The following is a 24,045-nucleotide window of genomic DNA, read 5'->3' on the forward strand; positions in this document are numbered from 1 at the left end:
TTGAAGGGGCTTGAGATCTCGATCTTGCCTTTAAGCGAGGTGCTCGTAGAGAACACGAAGGTTCGCATCGACAGCGGATATTTCGCGAAAGCCGCCATTCGGGCTGAGCGCTCGCTCGAGGTTCTTCCCAACGATTCCTTCGGCGATCTTGCCGGTGTGTTTCGCAAGGGCATTTTCGACATCAAAGCGGAAACCTATGTCAATCCCGGCGAGGGGATTCCCTTCATTCGGATTACCGATATCAAGACGGGCATGATCCAAAAGCATTCTACCGCTTGGATTGATCGAGCCGCTCATATCTTAGAAGCCAACACAGCGTTACATTCGGGTGATCTTGTACTGTCGAAAACCGCCTATCCTGCTGCATCGCTAGTAACCCTTCAAGAATGCAATGTCAGCCAAGACACGATTGCGGTGAGGCTGACCGCCGATGCGAAGCGCGTCTATCGACCAGGATTCATCGCCGCCTTTCTCAATGCGAAGCAGGGCTTGGCCCTGATGGCACGCCGTTTCCAGGGGAATGTCCAACAGCATCTGTCGTTAGAAGACGGCAAATCCTTGCGCATTCCGCGCTTCGCCTTGTCACTTCAGGATCAGGTCCACAGCTTGGTTCTTGATGCCGATCGACAACAAGATGCCGTCACGCAATCCATGGCAGAAGCTGAGTCAAGGCTTCTCGCTGCCCTCGGATTGGCTGATTGGGCTCCGCCAGAGCCGCTGACATATAATGCCCGCGCCAGCGACGCCTTTGCGGCGGGGCGACTGGATGCGCAATATTTTATGCCTGCCAAAGATCAGGTGCGGCGGTCGCTGGCAGCTATGCCTGGGCAGCTTCTCTCTGATCGCGTGGACAGCATACGCGAACAGTGGGTACCCGATCGTGCGCCTCCCGAGATGCGAGTTCGCAATTACGATGTGACGGATGCTCTCGTACCGCTCCTCGATGCGGAAAAAGAGCCTGCCGTGGCCGCTGACATCGGAAGCATGAAGAAAGTGTTGAAGGACGGCGACTTAACGGTTTCCCGGCTTCGCGCGTATCTCAAGGAAATCGCGGTCGTGCGTACAGGAGATGAGATCCCTTCCGTCGGCTCTTCCGAGTTTATTGTGCTTCGTCCTAAGGGTACGGCGATTTCTCCGGAGGCCTTAATGGTCTTCCTGCGCTCTGCTCCGGTGCAAACTATCTTAAAATGGTGTCAGGACGGCTCGCAGCATCCCCGGTTTAGCGAAGGAGATCTGTTGTCGATTTCAGTGCCTGATGCAGTCGCGCATGTATCGTCCGAGATTACCGACATAGTGCAGCGCGGCTTCGCTGCCCGCGCTCGTGCGCGCCAAGTACTCGAAGCTGCCAAACGCGCTGTCGAGATCGCTATCGAAGAGGGGGAGGCCGCGGCCATGGCTTTCCTCGCCCGAGCTGTGGAGGCTTCGTAATGCCTCTGCCTCCCCATGCTCTAGATTGGATGAACCGGGCTGAGATCGACTATATTGGTCCCTTCGTCAAAGCTTGGGCTGCGTTTAATGCGTGGTATCGCCACGACAGTGGAGAGGCCCAAGAGCGGGCTATGTTGAACTACGCTATCACCAACCCAAACAGCCGGCTCCGGCGGCGGATATTGCCACTTCTGCAGGAAGGAAATGCTACCGCTGAGTCGCAGGCACTAAAGCAGGCGATTTGCGATCTGCAAATCAAGCTCGACGCTATCCACTTCGAGGTAACGAGGAAGAGCGGCGGTGCCGAGCGTGTATCTCTTCGTCAGGTTTGCATTCGTCCCCGTCCGATCAATAGTGAACAGCGAACGCGAAACAGTCATGAGTATCGAGTTCGAAAAATCGCTGGCGGCGATATCGAGATAACTGTGACTGCAATTGCCACCGGTGTTGTTAGATTTCAACACGTGCAGCAAGCATACGACGCGAATAGCGTCTATCTGGAGGCGGGATTCGTGGCCTTGTCGGGTGCTCAACAAGTAACACTTCGGGAATTTTACGGCGGCTGTAATCCACGTCCGATGGTAGATTTGGTTCAAGGGGGTGGACCAGCGCTCCAAGCTGGCGCTATGGCCTTCCAATGCACATCGGAAGACTTGCTCGCTGGCTTAGTCGAAACCATTTACGCGATGCGGAACGCCCTTCTCCACGGCGAAGTCGACCCGGATCCACAAGTTCTCGCTTGTTATGAACCAGCATATCGGATCGTTATGCATTTTCTGAAGGCCATTCAGTAGGGCGTGTCATGACTAAGCTGAAAGGTCCCAAGTTCGTACAATATTTCCAACCCGTCATCGATGGGCTCCGTGATCTCGGGTCATCCGCCAAGCCTCGAGAGGTCTATGCCTGGGTGGCTGAACGGCTCTCCGTGCCGAAAGAAGAGATCGAAGGCACGACCAAGGGTGGTTAATCGAAGTTCGAGAACAAGGTCGGTTGGGCACGCTTTTACCTCGCCAAGGCGGGGTTGATCGACGCAGAGCAGCGCGGCGTATGGGTGCTGACGGAGGAGGGACGCAAGGCGAACCTCTCCCATGATGATGCGTATAATTTGTTCAAGGCTATCCATGATGGCTTTCAGCGCGCCGAGGGTGGGCCTGACGAGACGGTGACCGAGACGGCCGTTGATGAAGCTGACGCGAGCGCGCCGGATGAGAAAACCTATCTCAACCAAGATGAGATTCAGGAAGAGCTCGTCCGCATTCTGCGCGGCATCACTGACAAGGGATTCGAGGAGTTGTGCGCGCGGTTACTGCGGCACATCGGGTTCGAGAACCTGAAGGTTACTGGCCAAACCGGAGATCATGGCATCGACGGCGAAGGCTTTCTTCTCATCAACCGCTTCGTGCGCATCAAGGTTATGTTCCAGTGCAAGCGCTATGCTGGGACGGTGCAGGTAAAGGAAATCCGGGATTTCCGAGGCGCAATCCAAGGACGTTCCGAGCGCGGCATCTTCTTGACCACGGGTACCTTCACCAAGAATGCCCGCGGAGAAGCGGCTCGCGAGAACGCAACGGCGATCGAGCTTGTCGATATTGAACGTCTGCTGGAGCTGTTGATCGAAGAGGGGCTCGGAATTCGCGAGACAAAGGCACTTACCATCGACCGCGAGTTCTTCGCGCCTTACCAGAAAGTGGGCTAGCGGTTCGGTCGTCGCTGACGTGCTGCGCAATGATAAGCATTATGCCCCTGTTTTGCCCGACGGGTCAAATGACGCGGCGTCATTCGAAATCCGCCGACGCTAAGGTCGCTGCCGACCTCCGCATGCGTGACCCGGAAGCCAAGTGGTACTGCCGGCATCAACGCGCTCCAACGCCAATTCTGCCCCACCATCAGTCGGTGCGCATCGCCCTGAGAACTTGCCCGACGAGGCAGACGGCTCCAACCCCCGCGTAACTCATTGATCTTGCAGCCACCGTCTACGGTGCATGGGGTTGTTTTCGACATTTTTGTTGTCCGGCTACGGAAGCCGCGCGCTGGGCAGGGCCATCGGCCGCTGCTGCGATCCAAAAACGGTTATAGTCTTCCTGTCGCAAGCGCCCGCCCGAGGACCTCCCCGATGACGGCCAAAATCGATCTCCTCACGCTGCAATTGTTCGTGGCGATCGTCGAGGAGCAGAGTATCGCGAAGGCGGCGGAGAAGAAGAACATCGCTGCGTCCGCGGTCAGTCGCCGCGTCTCGGATATCGAGGACCTGTTTCAGGTCGAGCTGCTGCATCGTCATTCCAAGGGGATCGAGCCGACACCTGCCGGGTTCGCCCTGCTCGAGCACGCCCGCATCATCCTGGGTAACCTGAGCAAGCTCGAGAGCGAGCTGACGGGATACCGGCAGGGCAAGCGCGGGCTGATCCGGATCTGCGCCAACAAGTCCGCGATCCTCGAAGCCCTCGCGGATGAGCTCAGCCTGTTTCTCGAACAGCATCCGCTGGTCCACATCGACATCGAGGAGGATCTCAGCCCCGCGATCGTGCGCGCGGTGGTGGAGAACCGGGCCGACATCGGCATTTTCGGCGGCAACATCGACGGACAGGATCTGGAGCTATTGTCCTATCGCAGCGACAGCCTGGTCGCGCTGGTCACGCGCGACCACCCGCTGGCGGGCCGCGACAGTGTTCGCTTCCGCGAACTGGTCGATTTCGACTTCGTCAGCCTGGAGAAGGGCAGCTCGATCGAGACGCTGTGCGTCAGGGCCGCCGCGGCACTCGGGCAGCACCTCAAGGTGCGCATCCGCGTCAGCAGTTTCGATGCGCTGTTCCGCGTCGTCGATGCCAGGATGGGGGTCGGAATCGTGCCGCTGGAGATCGTTCGCGACCGCTACGGCGTCGACAGTCTCGTCACCGTCCCGCTCGATGAGTCCTGGGCGCGCCGCGACCTGGTCATCGGCGTGCGCGATTACAAGTCGTTGCCTTCGGTGACGAAGCTGCTGGTGGAGCATTTGCGGACCCATGATGATGCGCGTCTCGCCACGGGCAGCGTCTCCGACCGGCTGACGGTCGTGCGCGGCAGAAGCTGACATCGCTCCTGCCGACGGCCTGCCATCGCCGGCCGCGATGGCTCCCTGCTCAACCGTCACTGCACATTTCCGCGACGGACTTCTATCCTGCTTCCCAGGGTCGCTGCCGGTCGACATGATCGGCGGCAACACGGCACATTAGATGCCGAACAGGGGAGGACGGATCGTGGACACGCGCGGTCGCACGCTGCTGGCCAAAATCTGGGACCAGCATGTCATCGCCCATGTCAGCGATGATACCGATCTGCTTCACGTGGATCGCCATCTGCTGCATGACCTCGGCGGCTCCCGCGGCCTGATCGACCTCAAAAGCCGCAACATTCCGGTCCATAATCCCGAACTGACCTTCGCCACGCCCGATCATGCGATTTCGACGGCGTCCGGGCGTGCCGGCACGATCAAGACCGGGTGGGAGCTGCTGGCGGCGTTGCGGACCGAGACATCGGCAACCAACATCCGGTTGTTCGACATCGACCAGCCCGGACAGGGCATCGTCCACGTCATCGGTCCCGAGCTCGGTCTCAGCCTGCCCGGCTGCCTGATCGTTTGCGGCGACAGCCACACCTGCACCCATGGCGGGCTCGGCGCGCTCGCCTTCGGCATCGGCTCCAGCGAGCTCACGCATGTGCTGGCGACCCAGACCATCATCCAGCGCCGGCCGAAAACCATGCGCGTGACATTCGACGGCCGGTTGCCGTTCGGCGTCACGGCGAAGGATCTCATCCTCGCTTTGATCGGCCATGTCGGCGCCGCCGGCGGCACCGGTTATGCCGTCGAATATGCCGGCAGTGCGATCAGGGACCTGCCGATCGAAGGGCGGCTCACTATCTGCAATCTGTCGGTCGAGCTCGGCGCCAAGATGGGGCTGATCGCGCCGGATGAGACGACGTTTTCGTACATCCGCGGCCGTCCCTATGCGCCGCAAGGCGAGATGTGGGAGCGGGCCGTCGCGGCCTGGCGGACGCTTCGGAGCGACAGCGACGCAATGTTCGATCGCGAGGTGTCGATCGACGTCGGAACCATCATCCCCCAGATCACCTGGGGCACCAGTCCCGAACACGTCCTCGGTGTCGATGGCCGCATCCCGGATCCCGCAGACATCGCCGATCCCGCGCGCCGCGGCGCGATCGAGATCGCGCTCGACTATATGGGCCTGAAGCCCGGTGCGCCGATCGCCGGCACGCCGGTGGATTGGGTCTTCATCGGCTCCTGCACCAACAGCCGCCTCAGCGATCTGCGCGCCGCGGCCGAGGTCGCGCGCGGACGCAAGGTTGCGCCGGGCGTGCGGGCCTGGGTCGTGCCGGGTTCGGAGACCGTCAGGCGCGATGCGATGGCCGAGGGGCTCGACAAGATCTTCATCGACGCAGGCTTTGAATGGCGCGAGCCTGGATGCTCGATGTGCCTTGCCGCAAACGGCGAAACCGTGCCGCCCGGCCAGCGGTCGGTGTCGACGTCGAACCGGAATTTCATCGGCCGGCAAGGGCCGCGTGCGCGCACCCATCTGGCAAGCCCGGCCATGGCCGTGGCGGCGGCGGTGTCCGGTGCCATCGCCGACGTCCGAACGATGGAGCGCTAGATGCCGCAAGCCTTCACCAAGCTCACCGCGACGGCCGCGCCGATCATGCGCACCAATGTCGATACGGACGTCATCATCAGCATCAACCGCATGATCGGAAATTCCGTCCGCGGCAGTCTCGGCAAATGGGCGTTCGGATCGCTCCGCTATCTGCCCGATGGCTCGGACAATCCGGAGTTCATCCTCAATCGCGAGCCTTATCGCGCGGCGGAAATCCTGGTCACGGGTCCGAATTTCGGCTGCGGCTCGTCGCGGGAGGCGGCGGTGTGGTCGCTGCAGGAAATGGGCATCCGCGCCATCATCGGATCCGGCTTCGGCGACATCTTCTTCGCCAACTGCTTCCAGAACGGCATCCTGCCGGTGGTGCTGGACAAATCCGTCATCGATGGCCTCGCCGCGGAGATCGAAGCGAGCCAGGGCGCGGGACGTGTCAGTGTCGATCTGCAGGAGCAGACGGTCACCTCGCCATCGGGTGTGCGGCACGTCTTCGAGATCGATCCGCGCCGGCGTGCGGGTTTGCTCGAAGGCTTAGATGAGATTTCGCTGACCTTGCGGCGCGACCACGAGATCCGCGCCTTCCAGGCATCCGACCGCGACGCGCGGCCGTGGATTCACTTTGCAGGACATCAGGCAGGACAATTGGCATGAACACGCTCTCGAACATGATCAAGGTCGCCGTGGTCGGCGGTGAAGGCATCGGTCCTGAGGTGACCGACCAGTCTCACCGCATTCTCAAATGGTTTTCGGCGAGGCGCAGCATTCCCGTGGCTTTGCGCGAAGCGCAATACGGTCTCATCCCCTATCTCGCGACGGGCAAGGTGTTGCCGGATGACACCGTCGAGGCGATGGAGGAGGCCGACGCTATACTCTGGGGCGCGACAGGTGGTCCTGAAACCACCGAGGTCCCTCCGGCGGCGCGCAAGGCGGGAAGCCTGCTGTCGCTGCGCAGCAAGTACGACCTCTATGCCAATCTCCGGCCCATCGTCGCCAATCCGGCGCTGGCGGACTCCGCGCCGCTCAAGGCCGCGGTGCTGAAGGATGTCGACTTCATCATCATCCGCGAGCTCACCAGCGGCATCTATTTCGGCGAGCCGCGCGGCATCGAAACGCTGCCAGATGGCCAGCGCCGCGGTTTCAACACCCAGCAATACACCACCAGCCAGATTCGCCGGGTGGCGCGAACCGCGTTCGAACTGGCGCGGACGCGCAAGGGCCGGGTCTGCTCCGTCGACAAGGCCAACGTGCTGGAAACCAGCGTGCTGTGGCGCGAGGAGGTCACCGCGCTGCATCAAGCGGAATTCTCCGATGTGGAGCTGACCCACCTCTATGTCGACAACGCCGCGATGCAGATCGTGCGGGCGCCGTCACAGTTCGACGTCATGGTGACCTGCAATATCTTCGGCGACATTCTCTCCGATTGCGCCGCGATGGCATCGGGCTCGCTGGGCATGCTGCCGTCGGTCTCGCTCGGGCCGCCGGATCGGCTGGGCCGCCGCAAGGCGCTCTATGAACCGGTCCACGGCAGCGCGCCTGACATTGCGGGCAAGGGCATCGCCAATCCGCTCGGCTCGATCCTCAGCGTCGCGATGATGTTGCGCATCACCCTCAATCGGCCCGATGATGCCACGCTGCTGGAGAAGGCCGTGGATACGGCGCTGGCTGCCGGCGCAAGAACGGCCGATATCGCCGAACCCGGCGCAAAAAGACTTTCGACCCAGGAGATGGGCGATGCGGTTCTGAACGCGCTCGACAAGGTGGTCGGCAAGGAGAGGGAGCACGCGTGATGAGGACTCGGGTCACCAGACGGGCCGCGTTGACGATCGTCGCGGGCGCCGGTGCGTCCATGGCGGCAGGACGAGCGTGGGCGGATACCCCGTCGGGCCGCGTGATCTATCCGGTGGCCATTCCGGTCTATCAGTCCCAATTCGTCGCCGACCGGGCCGGATTCTTCAAGGAGGCCGGCCTCGACTGCAAGCTGATCCAGGGCGGCAGCGGCGTGAAGACGCGCGAGATCATTGCTTCGTCCCAGGGCGATATCGGTATCGGCGACATCACCCACCCGATGCAACTCAGCAATCACGGCCGCAGCGCGCGCGTCCTGATGCCGGTCGATACCCGCAGCAACGCGGCGATCTTCATCATCCGCAAGGATCTGTTCGATCAGGGCATCACCACTCTGGAGGCGCTGGCGAAGTGGAAACGGCCTGACGGACGAAAGCCGATCGTTTCGGTGTCGTCGCTGGGCGGTACCAACCACGTCTGGGCCTCCTATTACATGGAAACCATGGGACTGGACGACAAGGTGACCTGGATCGGCACCGGCAATGTCGACACCATGATGGGCACGTTGAAGACGAAGCAGGTCGATGTTCTCATCAACTCGCCTTCAATCCTGAAGGATTCGGTGGAGCAGGGTTGGGGGGCGCTGTTGTTCGATGGAACGGACGAGGCGGTCTGGACCAAGTACATCGGCGGCAAGGTCCCGGTGACGTCTCACTTCACGCTGCAGGCGACCATCGACAAAGACCCGCAGAAGATGCAGGCGTTCGTCACGGCGCTGTGGCGAGCCACCCTGTGGATCAAGGGGCACTCTCCCGAAGAGATCTATGATATGATCGAGCCTTACGTCGGAAGCACATCGCGCGACGCGAATATCTTCGACAGCGGCGTCATGAAGAAGGTCACCGATTACGAAGGCATCATCGATGCCGCCAGCTTCGCGCGCGGTCAGAAGGTTTGGTTCCGTGAAATGACCGGCATCAAGCCGCTCGCGATGGCCGACGTTGTGAACACCAGCTTCATCGAAGCGGCACGCAAGGCCTATCCCGCTTGACGATCCAGGCCTTACACGCGCCGCACGTCGATGCGCCGCCCGACACGCGGCGCATCGACGTGCGCGGTTTGTGCAAGACTTTCCAGTTGGCGGGTACGGCCATCGAGGCCGTGCGCGACGTCTCCTTCAATGTCCGGCGCGGCGAATTCGTCGCCCTGCTGGGGCCATCCGGCTCGGGCAAGAGCACCGTCCTCAACATGATCGCAACCCTGGTCAAGCCGACCAGCGGTCAGATCCTGATTGATGGTACGCCCGTCGTCCCCGGACAGGCGACGCCCAATGTCGGCTATGTGTTCCAGCGCGACACCCTGTTTCCCTGGCGCACCGTCGCCGACAACATCGGTTACGGCCTCGAACTGGCGGGTGTCCCGGCGGTGGAGCGAAAGGATCGTGTCCGCGCCTGTCTGGCGCAAGCCGGGCTGCAGGATTTCGACAATGCCTATCCCTCGGCGCTGTCGGGCGGCATGCGCCAGCGCGCCGCCTTGATGCGAACGCTGGTCGTCGAGCCGCAGGTTCTGCTGATGGACGAGCCGTTCGGTGCGCTCGACACCCACACCAAGATCGACATGCACGACGTGCTGCTTCGCATCTGGGAACGCGAGCAGCAGACCGTGCTGTTCGTGACCCATGATCTCGGCGAGGCCCTGACGCTGGCGGACCGCATCATTCTGTTTTCCGCGCGGCCGGGCCGGATCAAGGAGAGTTTCGAGGTGGATTTCGCCCGCCCGCGCAATGCCGTGAAGATCCGGGAGACGCCGCGCTATGCCGAGCTGTTTCAGCTGATCTGGCACTCGCTCGGCGAGGAATTCATCAAGGGCCGCAAGCCATGAGGCGAGCGCGCCGCCCCGGCAGGACCCTGGCTTGGCAGATGCTGATCTGCGTCGGCTTCCTGTCGATCTGGCAGTGGGGGTACGATCTGCACGGGCGCCTTCCCTGGCTGGTGCCGGATCTGCTCGACCCCTATTTCGTGTCCAAGCCGTCCGACATCTTCGAGCACTTCCTGATCCTGAGCTGCCTCAAGTCCAAGCTCGGCGTGTTCAACGGCTGGTTCAATGGCGAATTCGCCCGCTGCATGGCGCGATCCGAGAACAATCTCTGGATCGCGACCGCCGTCACCCTGAAGAACACGTTCTTCGGCTTCGTCACCGGCGTCAGCAGCGGCTTCGCCGCGGGCCTCGTGCTCGGCCGTTCGGATCGGCTCAGCGCGATCTTCCAGCCGTTCATCACGGCGGTGAATTCGATCCCCCGCATCGCGCTGGCGCCGATCATCGTGCTGGCCTTCGGCATCGGCGATACCTCGAAGATCGTCACGTCGTGGATCGTGGTCGTTTTCCTGGTGTTCTTCAATACGTTCGAAGGGGCGCGCTCGATCGACGAGGGCTTTGTCAACGCGGCGCGGCTGCTCGGCGCCAGCGAGTGGCAGATCACCCGCACGGTGGTCATCCCCTCGACCATGGCCTGGGTCTTTGCCTCGCTGACGCCTGCGATCTCCTTCGCCCTGATCGGCGTGATCGTCGGCGAGTTCATCGGTGCGGAACGGGGAATCGGCCGCCTGATCATCGAATCCGAGGCGCGGGCGGAGGCATCGGGAATGATGGTCGCCGTCGTCGTGCTGATGCTGGTCGGCGTCGCGCTGTCCGCGCTGATCTGGCGATTGCAGGCCTATCTGTTGCGCTGGCAGCAGCATAATCTCGCGGAGTAGCCCGAGCAGCGGCCTGCGGCGTTGATTACGACCCCGCCAGCATCGTCCGCGCCGTCGCCACAAACGCCTGCGCCGCCGGCGACAGCGTCCGTCCCTGACGTTGCAGCAGCGACACCGGGCGGGTGATCGCCGGGCGTATCAGCGGTCTTGCGATCAGCGTCGGGAATTGATCGGCCGGCAGCATCGTCGCGGGGAGGATGGCGAGGCCGAGCCCCTGGGCGGTCATGGCGAGCGCGGTGTTGATCAGCGTGACCTCATAGGTTGGAGAAAGGTGCTTGCCCTGCGCGCCGAGCGCCTGGTCGATCTGCATGCGGATTCGCGTCTCGCGCCGCATCGCGATGGTCGGAAGCTGCGCCAGCTCGTCCCATGTCAGCGCGCGCCGCGCGGCGAAGTCGGCGGTGCGGCGGCCGATCGCGCTCAGCCGTCCGCGGGTCAGCGTCTCGATCGTCATCTCCGCGAACTCACCCTCGACGCTGCCGATCGCGAACTCGGCATCGGTTGCGATCAGGCGCGGAACGAGATCGTCGGCGGCGACGTCGCGCATGTCGATGTCGATCTCGGGATGGGCCGCGCGGAATTTCGCCAGAACCTGCGGCAGCAGCGCCGATGCGGCGCCCGCCGACGCGACGAACGCGACGCGGCCGGCGCGCGCCTGCGCGAGGTCATGCATGCGCCGTGACAGGCCCAGCGCATCGCTCAACATGCGCTCGGCGGCGTGAAACGCCTCGTCGGCGGCCAGCGTCGGCTGCACCGAACGCGTGGAGCGGTCGAACAGTTTGACACCGAGCTGCACTTCGAGCTGCTGGATCAGGAGGCTCGCGGCCGATTGCGTGATGCCCAGCTCGCGCGCGGCCCGCGTGATGCTGCGCGTGCGATACACGCCAGTGAAGGCCCGCAATTGTCGCAAGGTGACATTCATCGGAAAAGCTCATGAATTGATGAGTTCTTTCCGACTTATCGCATAAGAGAGCCTGCAATAAAATGCATGCTGCGCGGGCAGCGAATCCGCGATGATGCAAGGGGATGGAAACGAGCATGAGGACTCAGGTGCTGGTCGTGGGCGCCGGGCCCGTGGGATTGACCGCGGCCATGGATCTGGCCTCGCGCGGGATCGACGTCGTCGTCGCGGAGATCCGCCACGCCGGCGATCCGCCCAGCGTCAAATGCAACCACGTCTCGGCGCGCTCGATGGAAATCTTCCGCCGGCTGGGCGTCGCCGTAAAGCTGCGCGACGCGGGCCTGCCCGCGGACTTCCCGAACGATTGCTCCTACCGGACCACGGCGACCGGCATCGAGCTCTGCCGTATCGACATTCCCTCGCGCGCGCGCCGTTACAGCGCCACCGGCGGCTCCGATACCTGGTGGCCGACGCCCGAGCCGCCGCACCGGATCAACCAGGTCTATCTCGAGCCGATCCTGTTCGGCCACGCCGCCGCTCAGCCGCGCATCACCATTTTGGCGCGCACGGAAATCACCGATATCGAGCAGGACGACGATCGTGTGGTCGCGCTGGGTCGCGACCTCGACAGAGGAAACGCGCTCCGCATCGAAGCCGACTTCGTGATCGGCTGCGATGGCAGCCGCTCGCTCGTCCGCAAATCGATCGGCGCCAGCCTGTCCGGCACGCCGGTGATTCAGCGGGTGCAATCAACCTTCATCGAGGCGCCGCAACTGAAGGAGTTGATGGGCGCGCACAAGCCGGCCTGGATGGTGCTCTCGCTCAACCCGCGCCGCTCCGGCACGACGGTTGCAATCGACGGCCACGACCGCTGGCTGATCCATAATCATCTGAGGCCCGACGAGCCTGAGTTCGACTCGATTGATCGCGACTGGTCGATCCGCGCCATTCTCGGCGTCGACGAGCGGTTCGCGTACAAAATCCTCAGCAAGGAGGACTGGGTCGGGCGCAGGCTGGTGGCCGATCGCTTCCGCGACCGCAGGGTCTTCATCTGTGGCGACGCCGCGCATCTGTGGATGCCCTATGCGGGCTACGGCATGAATGCGGGCATTGCTGATGCCGTCGATCTCTGCTGGCAATTGGCGGCGCATCTGAACGGATGGGCGCCGGCTTCGATCCTCGATGCCTATGAGGCGGAGCGCCAGCCCATCACCGACCAGGTGTCGCGCTTTGCAATGGACCATGCGATGAAGATGATGGCGCAGCGCGGCGGCGTGTCCGCGGAGATCGAGGACGACACGCCGCGCGGGCACGCGGCGCGTGCATCGCTTGCCAGGGCGGCCTACGATCTCAACGTGCAGCAATATTGCTGCGCGGGCCTCAATTTCGGCTACTACTACGATGCCTCGCCGATCATCGCCTATGACGGCGAAGCCCCGCCGGCCTATGCGATGGGAAGCTTTACACCCTCCACCGTGCCGGGCGCCCGGGCGCCGCATGTGTTCCTGCGCGACGGACGATCGCTCTACGACGCCTTCGGGGCCGGCTACACGTTGCTGCGGCTTGACCCGGCAATCGATGTGGCGCGGCTGCTCTCTGCCGCAGAACAGCGCGGCATGCCGCTCGCGCTGGTCGACATCGCGCCGGATGAGGCGAACGGGGCCTATACCGAGAAGCTCGTGCTGGCGCGACCCGATCAGCACATCGCCTGGCGCGGGCAGGCCGCGCCCGAAGATCCGCAAGGCTTGCTTGCGCGCATCACTGGCGCTGCGGTGTGATCGAATAGCAGGCTGCCTGCCAACGGTACGGCAGCCTGGTCGTGCCTACGAACAAGAATACGAAATGGGGGAGGAGAAATTGTTTCACGTTGCGAGGCGCCGGATTCTGGCCGTGCTGACGGCCGCGACTTTCGTTGTGTTGCCGCTGGAGGCAGGCCGCGCAGCCTATCCGGACCAATTGATCAAGATCATCGTCACCTTCCCTCCCGGCGGCAGCGCCGACACCGTCATTCGTGCGCTCGAGCCGCTGGTCACCGCCGAGCTCAAGCAGAGCCTGGTGATCGAGAACCGCGCAGGCGCTGGGGGTAACATCGGCATGGCCGCGGTGGCCCAGGCCAGACCCGACGGCTACACGCTCGGCGTTGCGCCGGCGGGCGCGCTGACGGTGAACCCGCACCTCAATTCGTCGATGCCGTTCGACCCAAAGGATCTCGCGCCGATCACGCTGCTGGCGGAAATTCCCTTTGTGCTGGTCGCGTCCGCGAACGTGCCAGCGCACAATGCGGCAGAGACGATCGCGCTCGCCAAGGCAAAGCCGGGAGCGCTGTCGATCGGACATGGCGGCAATTCGACGGCCATGCATCTGACGGCCGCGCTGTTCACGCAGAAGGCGGGGATCAGCATGGAACTCGTTCCGTATCGTGGGACGGCGCCGGCAGCGGTTGATGTCCTTGCGGGTCATGTCCCCTTCGCGGTGCTGGATATCCCCGCATCGCGGCAACTGATTCTCGAAGGTAAGCTCAACGCCGTCGGCGTTTCGTCGGCACGCCGGCTTGCATCCTTGCCCGATGTTCCGACCCTTGCCGAGAGTGGCATCGCGGGCTTCGAATCCGTGGGCTGGTTCGGGCTCGTTGCTCCCTCAGGCACGCCTGCGGACGTCATCAGCAGGCTGAACGAAGCTTTCACAAAAGCCTTGAAAGACCCGGTGGTGGCCGAGAAGATCCGGACCCTCGGCGCAGAGCCCGCGCCGACCTCACCGGAGCAGTTCGGCCGCTTCATTCAGAGCGAGAGCACGAAATGGGGCAAGCTCATCAGCGAGGCCGGCATCAAGGCGAACTAGGCCGCGTACCTATAAACCCGGTGCGACATGTGACTGGTGGCTTCGTCCGCTTTGCTCCTATAACCGAAACCACCATGATCGCTAATCGAAGCTCGTGGTGCCAAACGGAGGCCGTATGAGTCAGTTGAGGTCCATGTACCCACCCATCGAGCCCTATAGCGCTGGCACCCTCGACGTTGGAGAAGGTCACCGGGTTTATTACGAACGGGTGGGGACGCCGGGCGCGAAGCCGGCGGTCTTCCTGCACGGCGGACCGGGCGGAGGTTTGTCCCCTGAACATAGGCGTCTGTTTGATCCCAATCGATATGATGTCATGCTCTTCGATCAGCGAGGATGCGGGCAATCAACTCCGTATGCGGGGCTCGAAGCGAATACGACTTGGCATTTGGTATCGGACATCGAGCGCTTGCGTGAACTTGCAGGCGTCGACAAATGGCTCGTGTTCGGTGGCTCGTGGGGATCGACTCTCGCGTTAGCTTATGCAGAAACGCATCCCGACCGCGTCAGCGAGCTTGTTCTCCGTGGCGTCTACACCGTCACCAAGGCGGAGCTGCAATGGTACTATCAGTTCGGCGTCTCAGAGATCTTTCCGGAGAAATGGGAAAAGTTCCAGGCACCGATACCCCTGAGCGAGCGAGGCGACATGATTGCGGCGTATCGCAGCCGGCTGACGGGCGACGATCGAGCCACCCAGCTCGAGGCAGCCAAGGCTTGGGCTATTTGGGAGGGCGAAACGATCACGCTGCTGCCTAATCCAGCATTCTCGACATCGTTTGGCCAGGACCAATTTGCGCTCGCGTTTGCGCGATTGGAGAACCACTATTTCGTTCACGATTGCTGGCTGGAGGATGGGCAACTTCTGCGCAACGCTCACCGCCTCCGCGGTATCCCGGGGGCCATTGTTCACGGCCGCTACGACATGTCCAGCCCGATATGCGTACGCGCTGCATAGGGCGTGGCCTGATGCCGCATTCCATCTGGTCGAGGGTGCAGGTCATGCCTGGTCGGAGCCGGGTATCCTCGATCAACTGGTGCGCGCCACCGATCGCTTCGCGACAGCGCTATAAAGAGGGCAACGACGAAGTCGGAATAAATCCGGGCGCAGAAGAGGAGAATCATCCGTTGGTGGCGGGCTGGTCTCGGGCCGCATCATCGACGCGCTGGGTGCTTGCTACTCCACGTAAGAAGAGCGTCTGCGACACGTCGATTGTCCGCGTGTATCAGCACTGAGCGCTTCTTCAACAGGATCAAGCAATGCCGTCGTGTGGCGACGCGTTGTGACAAGCTTGCCGCCAACTATCTCGCCTTCGTCCAACTCGCTTCAATCAGGCTATGGCTCGGCGCTAATGAGTCCACGTCCTAGCACTACTTTGGCAGTTTCGTCGGTTTAATGAGCCTGTCAGGATTCCCGAATCGATTTTTCAATGATTCATAGGGGGTCGGCTTTTGGAGCGCCGACCATGGGGAACGCGACGTCGGATTGGGAAGACGAACTCGAACGTTGGCTGAAGCCATTTCTGGATCGCTTGGGTCATAAGGCCCGGCGACGGATGTGTCCGCTTTACATTGCGGGGCTGATCGGCCCTGGTGAACGCAAAAGCATTCAACCGATGGCGGAGCGCTTTGCAGCGGGCGATTACGACCAGCTGCACCATTTCATTGCCGATGGCGTCTGGGACGCGACGCCGCTGGAGACAGAGTTGTTCAGTCAGGCCGACCGGCTCGTCGGCGGCGACGATGCAGTGCTGGTTATCGATGACACCGCGGTGCCGAAGAAGGGCGAACGCTCGGTCGGTGTCGCGGCTCAATATGCCTCGGCGCTTGGCAAGACGGCAAATTGCCAAACGTTGGTGTCGCTGACGCTTGCGCGCGGCGAAGTGCCGGTGATGATCGCGTTGCGTCTCTTCCTGCCAGAGAGCTGGACAAGCGACGCTGCACGCTTGAAGCGCGCCGGCGTACCGGTCGAATACCGGGCGCCGCGATCCAAGCCAGAGATTGCTCTGGCCGAGATTGATCGCGCGATGACGGCCGGCGTGCGCTTTGGTTGTGTGCTGGCGGACGCAGGATACGGCCTCAGCGCGCCGTTTCGACAAGGGCTCACGGCACGCGGGCTGGTCTGGGCCGTTGGCATCCCCCGTCACCAGAAGGTGTACCCGGTCGGCGTCAAGTTGATCTGGCCAGTCGCTATGCGCGGGCGTCCCCGCAAGCTGTACATTCCGGACATCCTGTCGAGGGCAGCCGAAGACATGCTCGCCGATGCCAAATGGCAAACTGTGAGCTGGCGAACCGGGACCAAGGGTCGATTGAAAGCGCGTTTTGCGGCCGTTCGGGTGCGGATCGCCGATGGACCACCGCAGCGGATCAAGGATAAGGGCCAGCAGCATCTTCCCGGCGAGGAGGCCTGGCTGATCGGTGAACACAGGACCTCAGGGGAGAAGAAATACTATCTCGCCAATCTGCCGGCCGCGACAGATCTGCGCACACTGGCTGCCACGATTAAGGCGCGATGGATCTGCGAACAGGCGCATCAGCAGTTGAAAGAGGAACTCGGGCTTGATCACTTCGAGGGACGATCCTGGCAAGGTCTTCATCGTCACGCACTCATGACCATGATCGCGTACGCCTTCTTGCAACACCGTCGCCTCGCACAAGCGGGGCGGAAAAAAAAGAATCAACGGACCCCCGCCTCAGCCAAGCTTGCCGGCCGTTCGTCACGCCATCGTCGATCTCATTCTTCGACCGCCATCCCAGCGATGCCCATGTTGCAGAAGACGAATCCGTGAAAATCCGCAGCGCAAATAGATCTGCCAAAGTAGTGCTAGGCCTTCCTCTCCGCCGCTCAAGCTTGCTTGTTCTGACGGAGCCGTGACGGCCAGCCGATCCTGACCAGGGTCTCGTCCGGGTCCGACAGCGCAAACTCGTACATTCCCCACGGCGTGTCCTCCGGCCCCTGTCCGTTGGCCAACTCGCCCGAAAACTCTCGCGCGAGTTCGTCGACGGCCTCGGTGTAGAGATAGAGGCCGAACGGGTTGCGGCCTCTGATCAGCCAGCCTTCGACGGCATCGGTGAGATGGAGATGGCCACCCTTTCCATCGGAGAGGATGCGATAGCTGTCCTCACCGTCCGCCGGCTTGTCTCCGTCCGCGCGCGTAAAACCGAGCCGGGCGTAGAATTTCTCCGAGGCGGCGAGGTCGTTGCAGGGAAGGATGGACGTCAGTGCGTGAGTTGGAGGCATGCGAATCCCTTTGCGTTAGACCGCCGATACGTGGGGACGGAAGATTCAAAGTCATCACGGCCCGCCGTCCCGACCAGCTTGCGTCCTTTTGAAGACGACCTTATGACCTCGCGCAGGTGCCGAAGGGGCGCCTTCCCGCACAAGAGGCTCTCACCCTTCGAGAGGTTGTCCGTTTTCTTCCGGCGATACGATCCTTCGATCGGCATCCGGGAAGGCTAACGATGACGAGCCCTTTGTTCGGCAATAGCGGGAGTGTCGGACGCCTCATCGGGGTTGTCATAAACACCGTATTCTCGTCGGGTGCTGCAACGCTCGAATTCCCAAGCACCTGCGATGAATTGCTGCGTGAAATCAAAATTCGCGCGCGGCTACGCTTGAACGATCTGACCAATGAATCGCCGGACGTCATCTTCTATGCACGCTGGATATCGAGGCGGCGGCGCTGGGCGTGGCCCGCGAAATGGAAGTTGAGCCACGCTCTCAATATAGTCTGCACGGAGCTCGGTTTCCAGGATTGGGAACATGCACGTCATGTGCTTGGCGGGCAGGCCAAGCCAACGGATGACATGGGCGGGCTGTGGTACGATTTCCGTTGCCAGCTTCTGCTGAACGACTGGTTTGCGAGCTACGCCGAAGCTCGTGCCTTCTGCAAGCATGGAGCGACCCGCTTTCTGTTTCCTTACGCCAGGCAGGTCGTCGTGGGCGACGAGAATCTCGTGCGTATGCTGGGGCTCGACCCTGAATCGTCGCTGTGGGAGGAAACCCGGCGCGATCTCCTCGCAAGCTATGGCACGCCCGCCTGGCGCACCCTCTGCCATCTGCGGCTGACAGCGACCCGTGGTCGCCTTCCGATCGGTCGCAGGCCGGCGGCGCGGAATCTCTAGCACCATCGACGTCCCCTCAACGATCGCGCCCGCGGAATGAATCCGCGCGCCGCTTTCGCGTTAATTCTTTCAGAAAGCCATCGACATATGACAAGTCTCTTCGCAACGTCCAACGACGGCAGCCGCATTGCCTATGAACGCGCCGGTTCCGGACCAGCGATCGTGCTCCTGCACGGCGGCATGCAGTCGCGTCAGGTCTGGCACGCGGCCGGCTACGTCAGCGAGCTCCAGCCCGACTTCACCGTACTGGCCATCGACATTCGAGGTCACGGCGACAGCGAAAGGCCTCGGGATTCAATCGCCTACTCCGTCGATCGGCACTGCGACGATATTCTCGCGGTCGTCGATCACGCTTGTATCGAACGGTTTATGCTCTGGGGATATTCCTACGGAGCGAACATAGGGCGTTATCTTGCCGCTCGATCCCAGCGCGTGTTTCGGTTCGTCATGGTGGGCATACCGTTTGGCCTGGGCGCCGTCGGTGAATTTCGCAGCACCATTACCGGCGTCCGCGATCGATGGGCGCCAATCCTCAAGGCTCAAGAGGAAGTCAGTCTCGATGTCGAAGCGTTGACGCCCCCCGAGCGGGCTTATCTTCAAAGTGGCCGCGCCGGCCCTGAGGTGGCTTGGCTCGCGGCGATGCTGGATTGGGAAGATATCGATCCAGGGCGTCTTCTTTGCCCGACACTTTGGATCGTTGGCCGGGAAAATCCGGCTGCGCTCGGGAACGCGCAGACCATCGGGACTGCATTGCAGTCGACCAAAGTACAGCTCGTGATCCTGGACGGCCTGACCCATGAAGCCGAACTGAGTGCGGTCGATCTCGTCCTGCCTCGAGTTCGTCAGTTTCTGCATGGCGGGTCACCACCTTGACGGCCGATTACTTACTCGTTCGACCGTGAACGCGAAGCCGCTGTCGCGCGGGGGCGCGCGCCCGGTGCCCCCGCAACCAGAGCGGTGACAGGTTGAACCTGCTGCCGTCGCGGCCCGACCAACAGCATCCCGCCAACCGGCAGGGAGCGAGGTGTTTCACGACGATGTTCGACAAAACCTACCGGCAGCGCCTCGAGGCTGATCTGGCGCAATGGGAAGCCGATGGCGTGATCGCGCCGGCGGCGGCCACCTCCATCCGCAGCGCGCTGCCGCCGCTGTCGCCTGGCATCAACATCGCCGTCGTCGTTGCCATCGTCGGCGGCCTCTTGATCGCAGCCGCCTTCCTCGCCTTCGTCGCGGCGCACTGGACGGAGATCGCGCGGCTGCTGCGGTTCGCGATCCTGATCGCCGGCATGGTCGTCGCCGGCAGCCTCGGAGCGTGGTTCGCCGCGACGGGCCGCGCAGTTCTCGCCGATCTCTGCGCGAGCGTCGGTGCGATCATCTTCGGCGCCGGCATCGCGCTGGTCGGCCAGATGTATCATCTTGGCGAGGATTTCGCCGGCGGCATGCTGCTGTGGTCGATCGGAGCATTTGCCGCCGCACTGCTGACCGGATCGCGCGGCGCGCTTGCGGTCGCCCTCGTCGCCGCCTGCATCTGGACCTGCATGCGCAGCTATGATGCGCCTGATGTCCTGCATCTTCCGTTCGTGGCGGTCTGGCTGATCGCCGCCGCGCTCGCGCTTGCATGGAATTCCCGCGTGGCGGCCCATCTCGTCGCGGTCGCGCTGCTTCCGTGGTGGATCGCGACGTCGCTCCGCTTCGAGCTCGACGGTGCCCAGCCGTCGTTCGTGCTCGCGAACGGCGCTGCCCTGCTGTTCGGCGCCGGACTCGCGATCGCCGCTGTGCCGTCGCCGAGGGCGCTGCGCCTCGGAACGGTCCTGTCGATCTACGGAGCGTTTTCGCTGGCGGCCGTCGCTTGCCTGGAGGTGACGACGGTCGACGACATCATCCGCTTCCGGAACAGCACGGTGCCGGCCCAGCCGCTTTGGGCGATCCTGTGCGGGGCCGTTGGCGTGATCCTCGCGCTTGCGTCCGCCGGCATCAGCAGGCGTGCAGGTGAAATCCTTGCGGCATGTTCGATCGGGCTCGTCCTGCTCGCGGCGCCGATCTGGCCGGCATCCACGGCCGGCGAGCCCTGGTTCGCCTATGCCGCGCTGCTCTGCGCCATGCTGTGCCTCGTTGTCTCCGGTGTGCTCGATGATGTGCGTCCGCGGATCGTTGCCGGCTGGCTCGGGATCGCCGGCGTCATCGCGGGCATCACCTGGGCGGTGAAGGGCTCGCTGTTGCGCCGCTCGGCCTTCCTTGCCGCGGCCGGTGTCATTGCCGTCGTATTTGCCACCGCGCTCAATCGCGCGCTGCCGAGGGCTCAGCGATGATGGAGTTGACCGCGTCCGTGACAAAACTCTGGCAGCGCATCCCGAAAGCCGTGCTGTTCGGCGTCGCCGTCCTGCTTCAATGCGCGCTGCTGGTGCTGATGGTCGCCGATCGCACGCAGATCCTGCGCGAAGGTACCGAGGTGACATTGCAGACGCAGCCGGTCGATCCCCGCGATCTGCTGCGCGGCGACTATGTCGTGCTCCGCTACGACATCTCGCAACTTCCGGCGGGCACGCTCGCCGGCCAGCCCGCGGTCGAGCGCAAGCCCGTCGTGTTCGTCAAGCTCGCGCCGAATGCCAATGGGCTCTACGAGGCCGTCTCGGTGCATGCCGAGCCCGTCACGGTCACGGCTCCCGAAGTGCTGATCCGTGGCCGCGTCTCCTATTACGGCGGAACCTGCGGCTCGGGCCCGCGCGTCTTCTGCGAGAAACTGGCGATCAAATACGGTCTCGAAAGCTATTTCGTGCCCGAAGGCGAGGGCAAGAAGCTCGAGCAAGCCCGCAACCAGCAGAAACTCCGGGTCGTCGCCGCCGTACTCCCCTCAGGCCGCGCCGCCATCAAGCGCCTGCTGCTCGACGGCGAGCCGGTGTACGAGGAGCCGTTGTATTAGGCACTGATCATTTGGCCTTCAGCGCCCGCCGCAGCACGTCCCACATCCGGGGATCGCTCATATGCGCCACGTTGAAGCGCAGGAAGTCCGATGCCGTTTGCGACACGCTGAAGACGTTGCCCGGTGCCAGCACCACATCCTCCTCGAGCGCGGCGCGCGCGACGGCGGTGGCATCCTGCCCGCCCGCGAGGCGGCACCACAGGAAGAAGCCGCCGCGCGGCATCAGCCAGGGCTCGATGCCCAGCGCCTGGAGTTTTCGCGCGACGTCGCGGCGCGTCCGCGTGAGCTTCTGCCTGAGCTCGTCCATGTGCTTGCGATAGCTGCCGCCGGCCAGGACTTTGGCGATGATCTCGGTCGCCACCGGGCTCGGGCCGCCAAAACTGGTCGCGACCTGGAGGTCGACGAGGTGCTCGATCCAGTCGGCTCGCCCTGCGATATAACCGCAGCGCACCGAGGCCGACAGCGTCTTGGAGAAGCTGCCGATGCGGATCACGCGGTTCAATCCGTCGAGCGCGGCAAGGCGCGGCGAGCGCTCCGGCTCGAAGTCGCCGAAGATGTCGTCCTCGATGATGGTGAGGTCGTGCGCGGCGGCTGCGGTCAACAGCCGGTGCGCGGTCTGGAGCGGGATCGTCGCGCCGGTCGGATTATGCAGCGCTGAATTGGTGATGTAGAGCCGCGGCTGCTCAGTCGCGAGGATCTGCTCGAAGCGCGCGACATCGGGGCCCGACGATGTAAAGGGCACGCTGACGATCTTCGCCTGATGCGCGCGCAGCAGCGCGCGAAAATTGAAGTAGCAGGGATCGTCGACCAGCACGGTGTCGCCGGGGCGGAGCAGGAAGCGGCAGATCAGGTCGGTTGCCTGCGTGCCCGAACCGGTCAACATCAACTGGTTGATCGAGGCCTCGATCGCGTCTTCGGCGAGGCGCGCGAGCAGTAGCCGGCGCAGAGCAGGGGAGCCGCTCGTGCTACCGTAATTGGTCAGCACGCTCGCATCGGTGCGGGCAAGCGCACGGGTGGCGCGGCGCAAGGCCGCCTCCGGCATCCACTCCGGCGGCAGCCAGCCGCAGCCGGGTTTTGGCACGGCATCGTCCGTGTCGAGCGATTGCCGCGACACCCAGAACGGGTCCACGGCCCGATCGCGGCGGGGCTCGACCTCGGTCAACGCCAGCGGCGGGGTGATAGCCGGCGAGACATAGAAGCCCGAGCCGCGACGGGCGCGGATCAGGCCGTCCGCGGCCAGCCGATCATAGGCTTCGACGACGGTGGACGGCGAAACACCCATTGCCGCGGCAAGGCTGCGGATCGACGGCAGGCGGTCGCCGGCACTGAGCGCGCGGGCCGCGACCTTGGCACTGATCGCGCTCATCACGTCGGTGGTCCGCGTCCCGCCCCGTCCTTTCGCTTGTGCCTCATCGTCCAAAGTGTATTACCTTCCATATCCATACAGTTTTGCCGGATTGTACTGGATTGTCGCTGGTCTCGCCACCGGCGACGGCCGATGATCGTGACCCAAAAAGCGAGACGGACATGCATTCTGCAGGTAGCGGCTGGGGCAACGGGCTTCTCGGCGTCATCATCTTCAGCGGTTCGTTGCCGGCGACGCGCGTGGCGGTCGGCGGCTTCTCCGCGCTGTTTCTGACGTCTGCCCGCGCGGTCATCGCGGCCCTGATCGGTGTGGCCGTGCTCTTCCTGCTCCGTCAGGCGCGGCCGCAGCGGAAGGACCTCGTCTCGCTCACCATCGTCTCCATCGGAGTCGTCGTCGGTTTCCCCCTGCTGACGGCGCTCGCACTCCAGCACATCACCTCCGCGCATTCGATCGTCTTCATCGGGCTCTTGCCGTTGTCGACGGCGATCTTCGCGGTGCTGCGCGGCGGCGAGCGACCGCAGCCGCTGTTCTGGCTGTTCGCTGTCCTGGGCAGTGCCACGGTCGCGGGCTTTGCCCTGTCGAACGACGGCTCGGCCTCGCTCAGCGGCGATCTCCTGATGGTCGCGGCCATCGTGCTGTGCGGGCTCGGTTATGCCGAAGGCGCCGCGCTGTCGCGCCGCCTCGGCGGCTGGCAGGTGATCTCCTGGGCGCTGCTGCTCGCGCTGCCGCTGATGGTGCCGGTCGCGATCCTGACATGGCCGCCGACGTGGAGCGGCGTTGGCGTGCCCGCCTGGATCGGGCTCGCCTACGTCTCCGTCTTCAGCATGTTCGTCGGCTTCATCTTCTGGTACCGGGGCCTTGCGGTCGGCGGCATTGCCCGCGTCGGTCAGTTGCAGCAGCTCCAGCCGTTTTTCGGCCTCGCGCTCGCCGGCTTCTTGCTGCACGAGCCGGTCGCATGGAGCATGATCGCCGCGACCACGCTCGTGGTCGCCTGCGTTGTCTTCGCGCGGCGGTTTGCCTGAGGCGGTGCATCGCGGTTCCCGACCAGGGTCTGAAGTTGATGACCTTGATCGAACGCGCTTCCATCTGGTCATCGGCGCGACCATCACCTGGCGCGGTAGTTATGCGACCGTCAACGTTGATCTAGATCAACGTCTGTTCTCGCACGCAGTGTCGCACTGGATGGGAGAGTTATCTCCTCGGTGCATCGCGTGCCCTGTTTCGCGATCACAGTGACAGCATCCGCTTGGCCGGTCTGCCCGTTTCGCTGATGGGACGGTGATCGGCATTCTCACGCG

22 protein-coding genes and 3 pseudogenes are annotated in these 24,045 nt (G+C 63.2%); 22 read left to right on the forward strand and 3 right to left on the reverse strand.

The window, feature by feature from the left end:
- The 12 genes and pseudogenes from ACKWRH_RS02255 to ACKWRH_RS02310 all read left to right on the forward strand — a co-directional run bounded on the left by ACKWRH_RS02255 (position 1) and on the right by ACKWRH_RS02310 (position 10,606).
- On the forward strand, positions 1-1,428 hold the full coding sequence (locus ACKWRH_RS02255; RefSeq protein WP_445219146.1) for a hypothetical protein: 1,428 nt from the start codon (positions 1-3) through the stop codon (positions 1,426-1,428).
- Positions 1,428-2,222 (forward strand): hypothetical protein, encoded by a 795-nt coding sequence (locus ACKWRH_RS02260; RefSeq protein WP_445219147.1) that lies wholly within the window; start codon positions 1,428-1,430, stop codon positions 2,220-2,222. The genes ACKWRH_RS02255 and ACKWRH_RS02260 overlap by 1 nt, the downstream gene beginning before the upstream one ends.
- 8 nt (positions 2,223-2,230) lie before the next feature.
- A complete protein-coding gene (locus tag ACKWRH_RS02265; protein WP_445219148.1) occupies positions 2,231-2,395 on the forward strand; it encodes a hypothetical protein in 165 nt (54 codons plus the stop codon).
- Between the two features lie 15 nt (positions 2,396-2,410).
- Positions 2,411-2,494: pseudogene (locus ACKWRH_RS02270) on the forward strand (winged helix-turn-helix domain-containing protein); the annotation flags it as partial.
- A 96-nt stretch (positions 2,495-2,590) separates the two neighbouring features.
- A complete protein-coding gene (locus ACKWRH_RS02275; RefSeq protein ID WP_445222607.1) occupies positions 2,591-3,124 on the forward strand; it encodes a restriction endonuclease in 534 nt (177 codons plus the stop codon).
- Between the two features lie 417 nt (positions 3,125-3,541).
- On the forward strand, positions 3,542-4,495 hold the full coding sequence (locus tag ACKWRH_RS02280; RefSeq protein WP_445219149.1) for a LysR family transcriptional regulator: 954 nt from the start codon (positions 3,542-3,544) through the stop codon (positions 4,493-4,495).
- 142 nt (positions 4,496-4,637) lie between these two features.
- Positions 4,638-6,071, forward strand: a complete 1,434-nt coding sequence (gene leuC / locus ACKWRH_RS02285; protein ID WP_445219150.1) for a 3-isopropylmalate dehydratase large subunit — start codon at positions 4,638-4,640, stop codon at positions 6,069-6,071.
- Entirely contained in the window at positions 6,072-6,719 is a 648-nt protein-coding gene (gene leuD, locus ACKWRH_RS02290) for a 3-isopropylmalate dehydratase small subunit (protein ID WP_445219151.1), read from the forward strand.
- Positions 6,716-7,855, forward strand: coding sequence for a 3-isopropylmalate dehydrogenase (leuB, locus tag ACKWRH_RS02295; protein WP_445219152.1), 1,140 nt, complete (start codon positions 6,716-6,718; stop codon positions 7,853-7,855). The genes leuD and leuB overlap by 4 nt, the downstream gene beginning before the upstream one ends.
- Complete coding sequence (locus tag ACKWRH_RS02300) at positions 7,855-8,904, forward strand: ABC transporter substrate-binding protein (protein WP_445219153.1); 1,050 nt, start codon at positions 7,855-7,857, stop codon at positions 8,902-8,904. The genes leuB and ACKWRH_RS02300 overlap by 1 nt, the downstream gene beginning before the upstream one ends.
- A complete protein-coding gene (locus ACKWRH_RS02305) occupies positions 8,901-9,734 on the forward strand; it encodes an ABC transporter ATP-binding protein (protein ID WP_445219154.1) in 834 nt (277 codons plus the stop codon). The genes ACKWRH_RS02300 and ACKWRH_RS02305 overlap by 4 nt, the downstream gene beginning before the upstream one ends.
- The gene (locus ACKWRH_RS02310) at positions 9,731-10,606 is read left to right on the forward strand and encodes an ABC transporter permease (RefSeq protein ID WP_028158517.1); all 876 of its coding nucleotides are present in this window, start codon (positions 9,731-9,733) and stop codon (positions 10,604-10,606) included. Before ACKWRH_RS02305 ends, ACKWRH_RS02310 begins: the two co-directional genes overlap by 4 nt.
- Before the next feature lie 25 nt (positions 10,607-10,631).
- On the opposite strand, the gene ACKWRH_RS02315 is transcribed toward ACKWRH_RS02310, so the two are convergent.
- Positions 10,632-11,525 (reverse strand): LysR family transcriptional regulator, encoded by an 894-nt coding sequence (locus ACKWRH_RS02315; protein ID WP_445219155.1) that lies wholly within the window; start codon positions 11,523-11,525, stop codon positions 10,632-10,634.
- Positions 11,526-11,641: 116 nt separating this feature from the next.
- Here ACKWRH_RS02315 and ACKWRH_RS02320 point away from each other — a divergent pair, with 116 nt between their 5' ends.
- The 5 genes and pseudogenes from ACKWRH_RS02320 to ACKWRH_RS02340 all read left to right on the forward strand — a co-directional run bounded on the left by ACKWRH_RS02320 (position 11,642) and on the right by ACKWRH_RS02340 (position 17,125).
- Positions 11,642-13,282, forward strand: a complete 1,641-nt coding sequence (locus tag ACKWRH_RS02320; RefSeq protein ID WP_445219156.1) for an FAD-dependent oxidoreductase — start codon at positions 11,642-11,644, stop codon at positions 13,280-13,282.
- 79 nt (positions 13,283-13,361) lie between these two features.
- Positions 13,362-14,342 (forward strand): Bug family tripartite tricarboxylate transporter substrate binding protein, encoded by a 981-nt coding sequence (locus ACKWRH_RS02325; protein ID WP_445219157.1) that lies wholly within the window; start codon positions 13,362-13,364, stop codon positions 14,340-14,342.
- A gap of 115 nt (positions 14,343-14,457) precedes the next feature.
- Positions 14,458-15,409, forward strand: a pseudogene (gene pip, locus ACKWRH_RS02330) (prolyl aminopeptidase).
- Positions 15,410-15,570: 161 nt separating this feature from the next.
- Positions 15,571-15,705, forward strand: a pseudogene (locus ACKWRH_RS02335) (IS5/IS1182 family transposase); the annotation flags it as partial.
- Between the two features lie 61 nt (positions 15,706-15,766).
- Positions 15,767-17,125, forward strand: coding sequence for an IS701 family transposase (locus ACKWRH_RS02340; protein WP_445217214.1), 1,359 nt, complete (start codon positions 15,767-15,769; stop codon positions 17,123-17,125).
- Positions 17,126-17,181: 56 nt separating this feature from the next.
- On the opposite strand, the gene ACKWRH_RS02345 is transcribed toward ACKWRH_RS02340, so the two are convergent.
- Positions 17,182-17,577, reverse strand: a complete 396-nt coding sequence (locus ACKWRH_RS02345) for a VOC family protein (RefSeq protein ID WP_014490564.1) — start codon at positions 17,575-17,577, stop codon at positions 17,182-17,184.
- Between the two features lie 221 nt (positions 17,578-17,798).
- Here ACKWRH_RS02345 and ACKWRH_RS02350 point away from each other — a divergent pair, with 221 nt between their 5' ends.
- The 4 genes from ACKWRH_RS02350 (at position 17,799) to ACKWRH_RS02365 (ending at position 21,381) form a co-directional block, all read left to right on the forward strand.
- Positions 17,799-18,461: a hypothetical protein gene (locus ACKWRH_RS02350; protein WP_445219158.1), complete on the forward strand. Its 663-nt coding sequence runs from the start codon at positions 17,799-17,801 to the stop codon at positions 18,459-18,461.
- Positions 18,462-18,497: 36 nt separating this feature from the next.
- Positions 18,498-19,334: an alpha/beta fold hydrolase gene (locus ACKWRH_RS02355; RefSeq protein ID WP_445219159.1), complete on the forward strand. Its 837-nt coding sequence runs from the start codon at positions 18,498-18,500 to the stop codon at positions 19,332-19,334.
- 164 nt (positions 19,335-19,498) lie between these two features.
- Positions 19,499-20,770 carry a DUF2157 domain-containing protein gene (locus tag ACKWRH_RS02360; protein WP_445219160.1) on the forward strand — a complete coding sequence of 424 codons (1,272 nt, stop codon included), beginning with the start codon at positions 19,499-19,501 and terminating at the stop codon, positions 20,768-20,770.
- Positions 20,767-21,381 (forward strand): GDYXXLXY domain-containing protein, encoded by a 615-nt coding sequence (locus ACKWRH_RS02365; protein ID WP_445219161.1) that lies wholly within the window; start codon positions 20,767-20,769, stop codon positions 21,379-21,381. Before ACKWRH_RS02360 ends, ACKWRH_RS02365 begins: the two co-directional genes overlap by 4 nt.
- A gap of 7 nt (positions 21,382-21,388) precedes the next feature.
- On the opposite strand, the gene ACKWRH_RS02370 is transcribed toward ACKWRH_RS02365, so the two are convergent.
- Positions 21,389-22,747, reverse strand: coding sequence for an aminotransferase-like domain-containing protein (locus ACKWRH_RS02370; RefSeq protein ID WP_445219162.1), 1,359 nt, complete (start codon positions 22,745-22,747; stop codon positions 21,389-21,391).
- 161 nt (positions 22,748-22,908) lie between these two features.
- Between ACKWRH_RS02370 and ACKWRH_RS02375 the strand changes: the two genes are divergently transcribed.
- Positions 22,909-23,769: a DMT family transporter gene (locus ACKWRH_RS02375; RefSeq protein WP_445219163.1), complete on the forward strand. Its 861-nt coding sequence runs from the start codon at positions 22,909-22,911 to the stop codon at positions 23,767-23,769.
- Positions 23,770-24,045: the final 276 nt, after the last annotated feature.

Source organism: Bradyrhizobium sp. Pa8 (genome assembly GCF_052588265.1).

What these genes read in the sequence shown, in the direction of transcription:
- ACKWRH_RS02260 (WP_445219147.1), top strand. Translation starts at nt 1,428, where the DNA reads ATGCCTCTGCCTCCCCATGCTCTAGATTGGATGAACCGGGCTGAGATC.
- ACKWRH_RS02265 (WP_445219148.1), top strand. Translation starts at nt 2,231, where the DNA reads ATGACTAAGCTGAAAGGTCCCAAGTTCGTACAATATTTCCAACCCGTC.
- ACKWRH_RS02280 (WP_445219149.1), top strand. Translation starts at nt 3,542, where the DNA reads ATGACGGCCAAAATCGATCTCCTCACGCTGCAATTGTTCGTGGCGATC.
- leuC (WP_445219150.1), top strand. Translation starts at nt 4,638, where the DNA reads ATGCCGAACAGGGGAGGACGGATCGTGGACACGCGCGGTCGCACGCTG.
- leuD (WP_445219151.1), top strand. Translation starts at nt 6,072, where the DNA reads ATGCCGCAAGCCTTCACCAAGCTCACCGCGACGGCCGCGCCGATCATG.
- leuB (WP_445219152.1), top strand. Translation starts at nt 6,716, where the DNA reads ATGAACACGCTCTCGAACATGATCAAGGTCGCCGTGGTCGGCGGTGAA.
- ACKWRH_RS02300 (WP_445219153.1), top strand. Translation starts at nt 7,855, where the DNA reads ATGAGGACTCGGGTCACCAGACGGGCCGCGTTGACGATCGTCGCGGGC.
- ACKWRH_RS02310 (WP_028158517.1), top strand. Translation starts at nt 9,731, where the DNA reads ATGAGGCGAGCGCGCCGCCCCGGCAGGACCCTGGCTTGGCAGATGCTG.
- ACKWRH_RS02315 (WP_445219155.1), bottom strand. Translation starts at nt 11,525, where the DNA reads ATGAATGTCACCTTGCGACAATTGCGGGCCTTCACTGGCGTGTATCGC.
- ACKWRH_RS02320 (WP_445219156.1), top strand. Translation starts at nt 11,642, where the DNA reads ATGAGGACTCAGGTGCTGGTCGTGGGCGCCGGGCCCGTGGGATTGACC.
- ACKWRH_RS02340 (WP_445217214.1), top strand. Translation starts at nt 15,767, where the DNA reads ATGATTCATAGGGGGTCGGCTTTTGGAGCGCCGACCATGGGGAACGCG.
- ACKWRH_RS02345 (WP_014490564.1), bottom strand. Translation starts at nt 17,577, where the DNA reads ATGCCTCCAACTCACGCACTGACGTCCATCCTTCCCTGCAACGACCTC.
- ACKWRH_RS02350 (WP_445219158.1), top strand. Translation starts at nt 17,799, where the DNA reads ATGACGAGCCCTTTGTTCGGCAATAGCGGGAGTGTCGGACGCCTCATC.
- ACKWRH_RS02355 (WP_445219159.1), top strand. Translation starts at nt 18,498, where the DNA reads ATGAATCCGCGCGCCGCTTTCGCGTTAATTCTTTCAGAAAGCCATCGA.
- ACKWRH_RS02360 (WP_445219160.1), top strand. Translation starts at nt 19,499, where the DNA reads ATGTTCGACAAAACCTACCGGCAGCGCCTCGAGGCTGATCTGGCGCAA.
- ACKWRH_RS02365 (WP_445219161.1), top strand. Translation starts at nt 20,767, where the DNA reads ATGATGGAGTTGACCGCGTCCGTGACAAAACTCTGGCAGCGCATCCCG.
- ACKWRH_RS02370 (WP_445219162.1), bottom strand. Translation starts at nt 22,747, where the DNA reads ATGAGCGCGATCAGTGCCAAGGTCGCGGCCCGCGCGCTCAGTGCCGGC.
- ACKWRH_RS02375 (WP_445219163.1), top strand. Translation starts at nt 22,909, where the DNA reads ATGCATTCTGCAGGTAGCGGCTGGGGCAACGGGCTTCTCGGCGTCATC.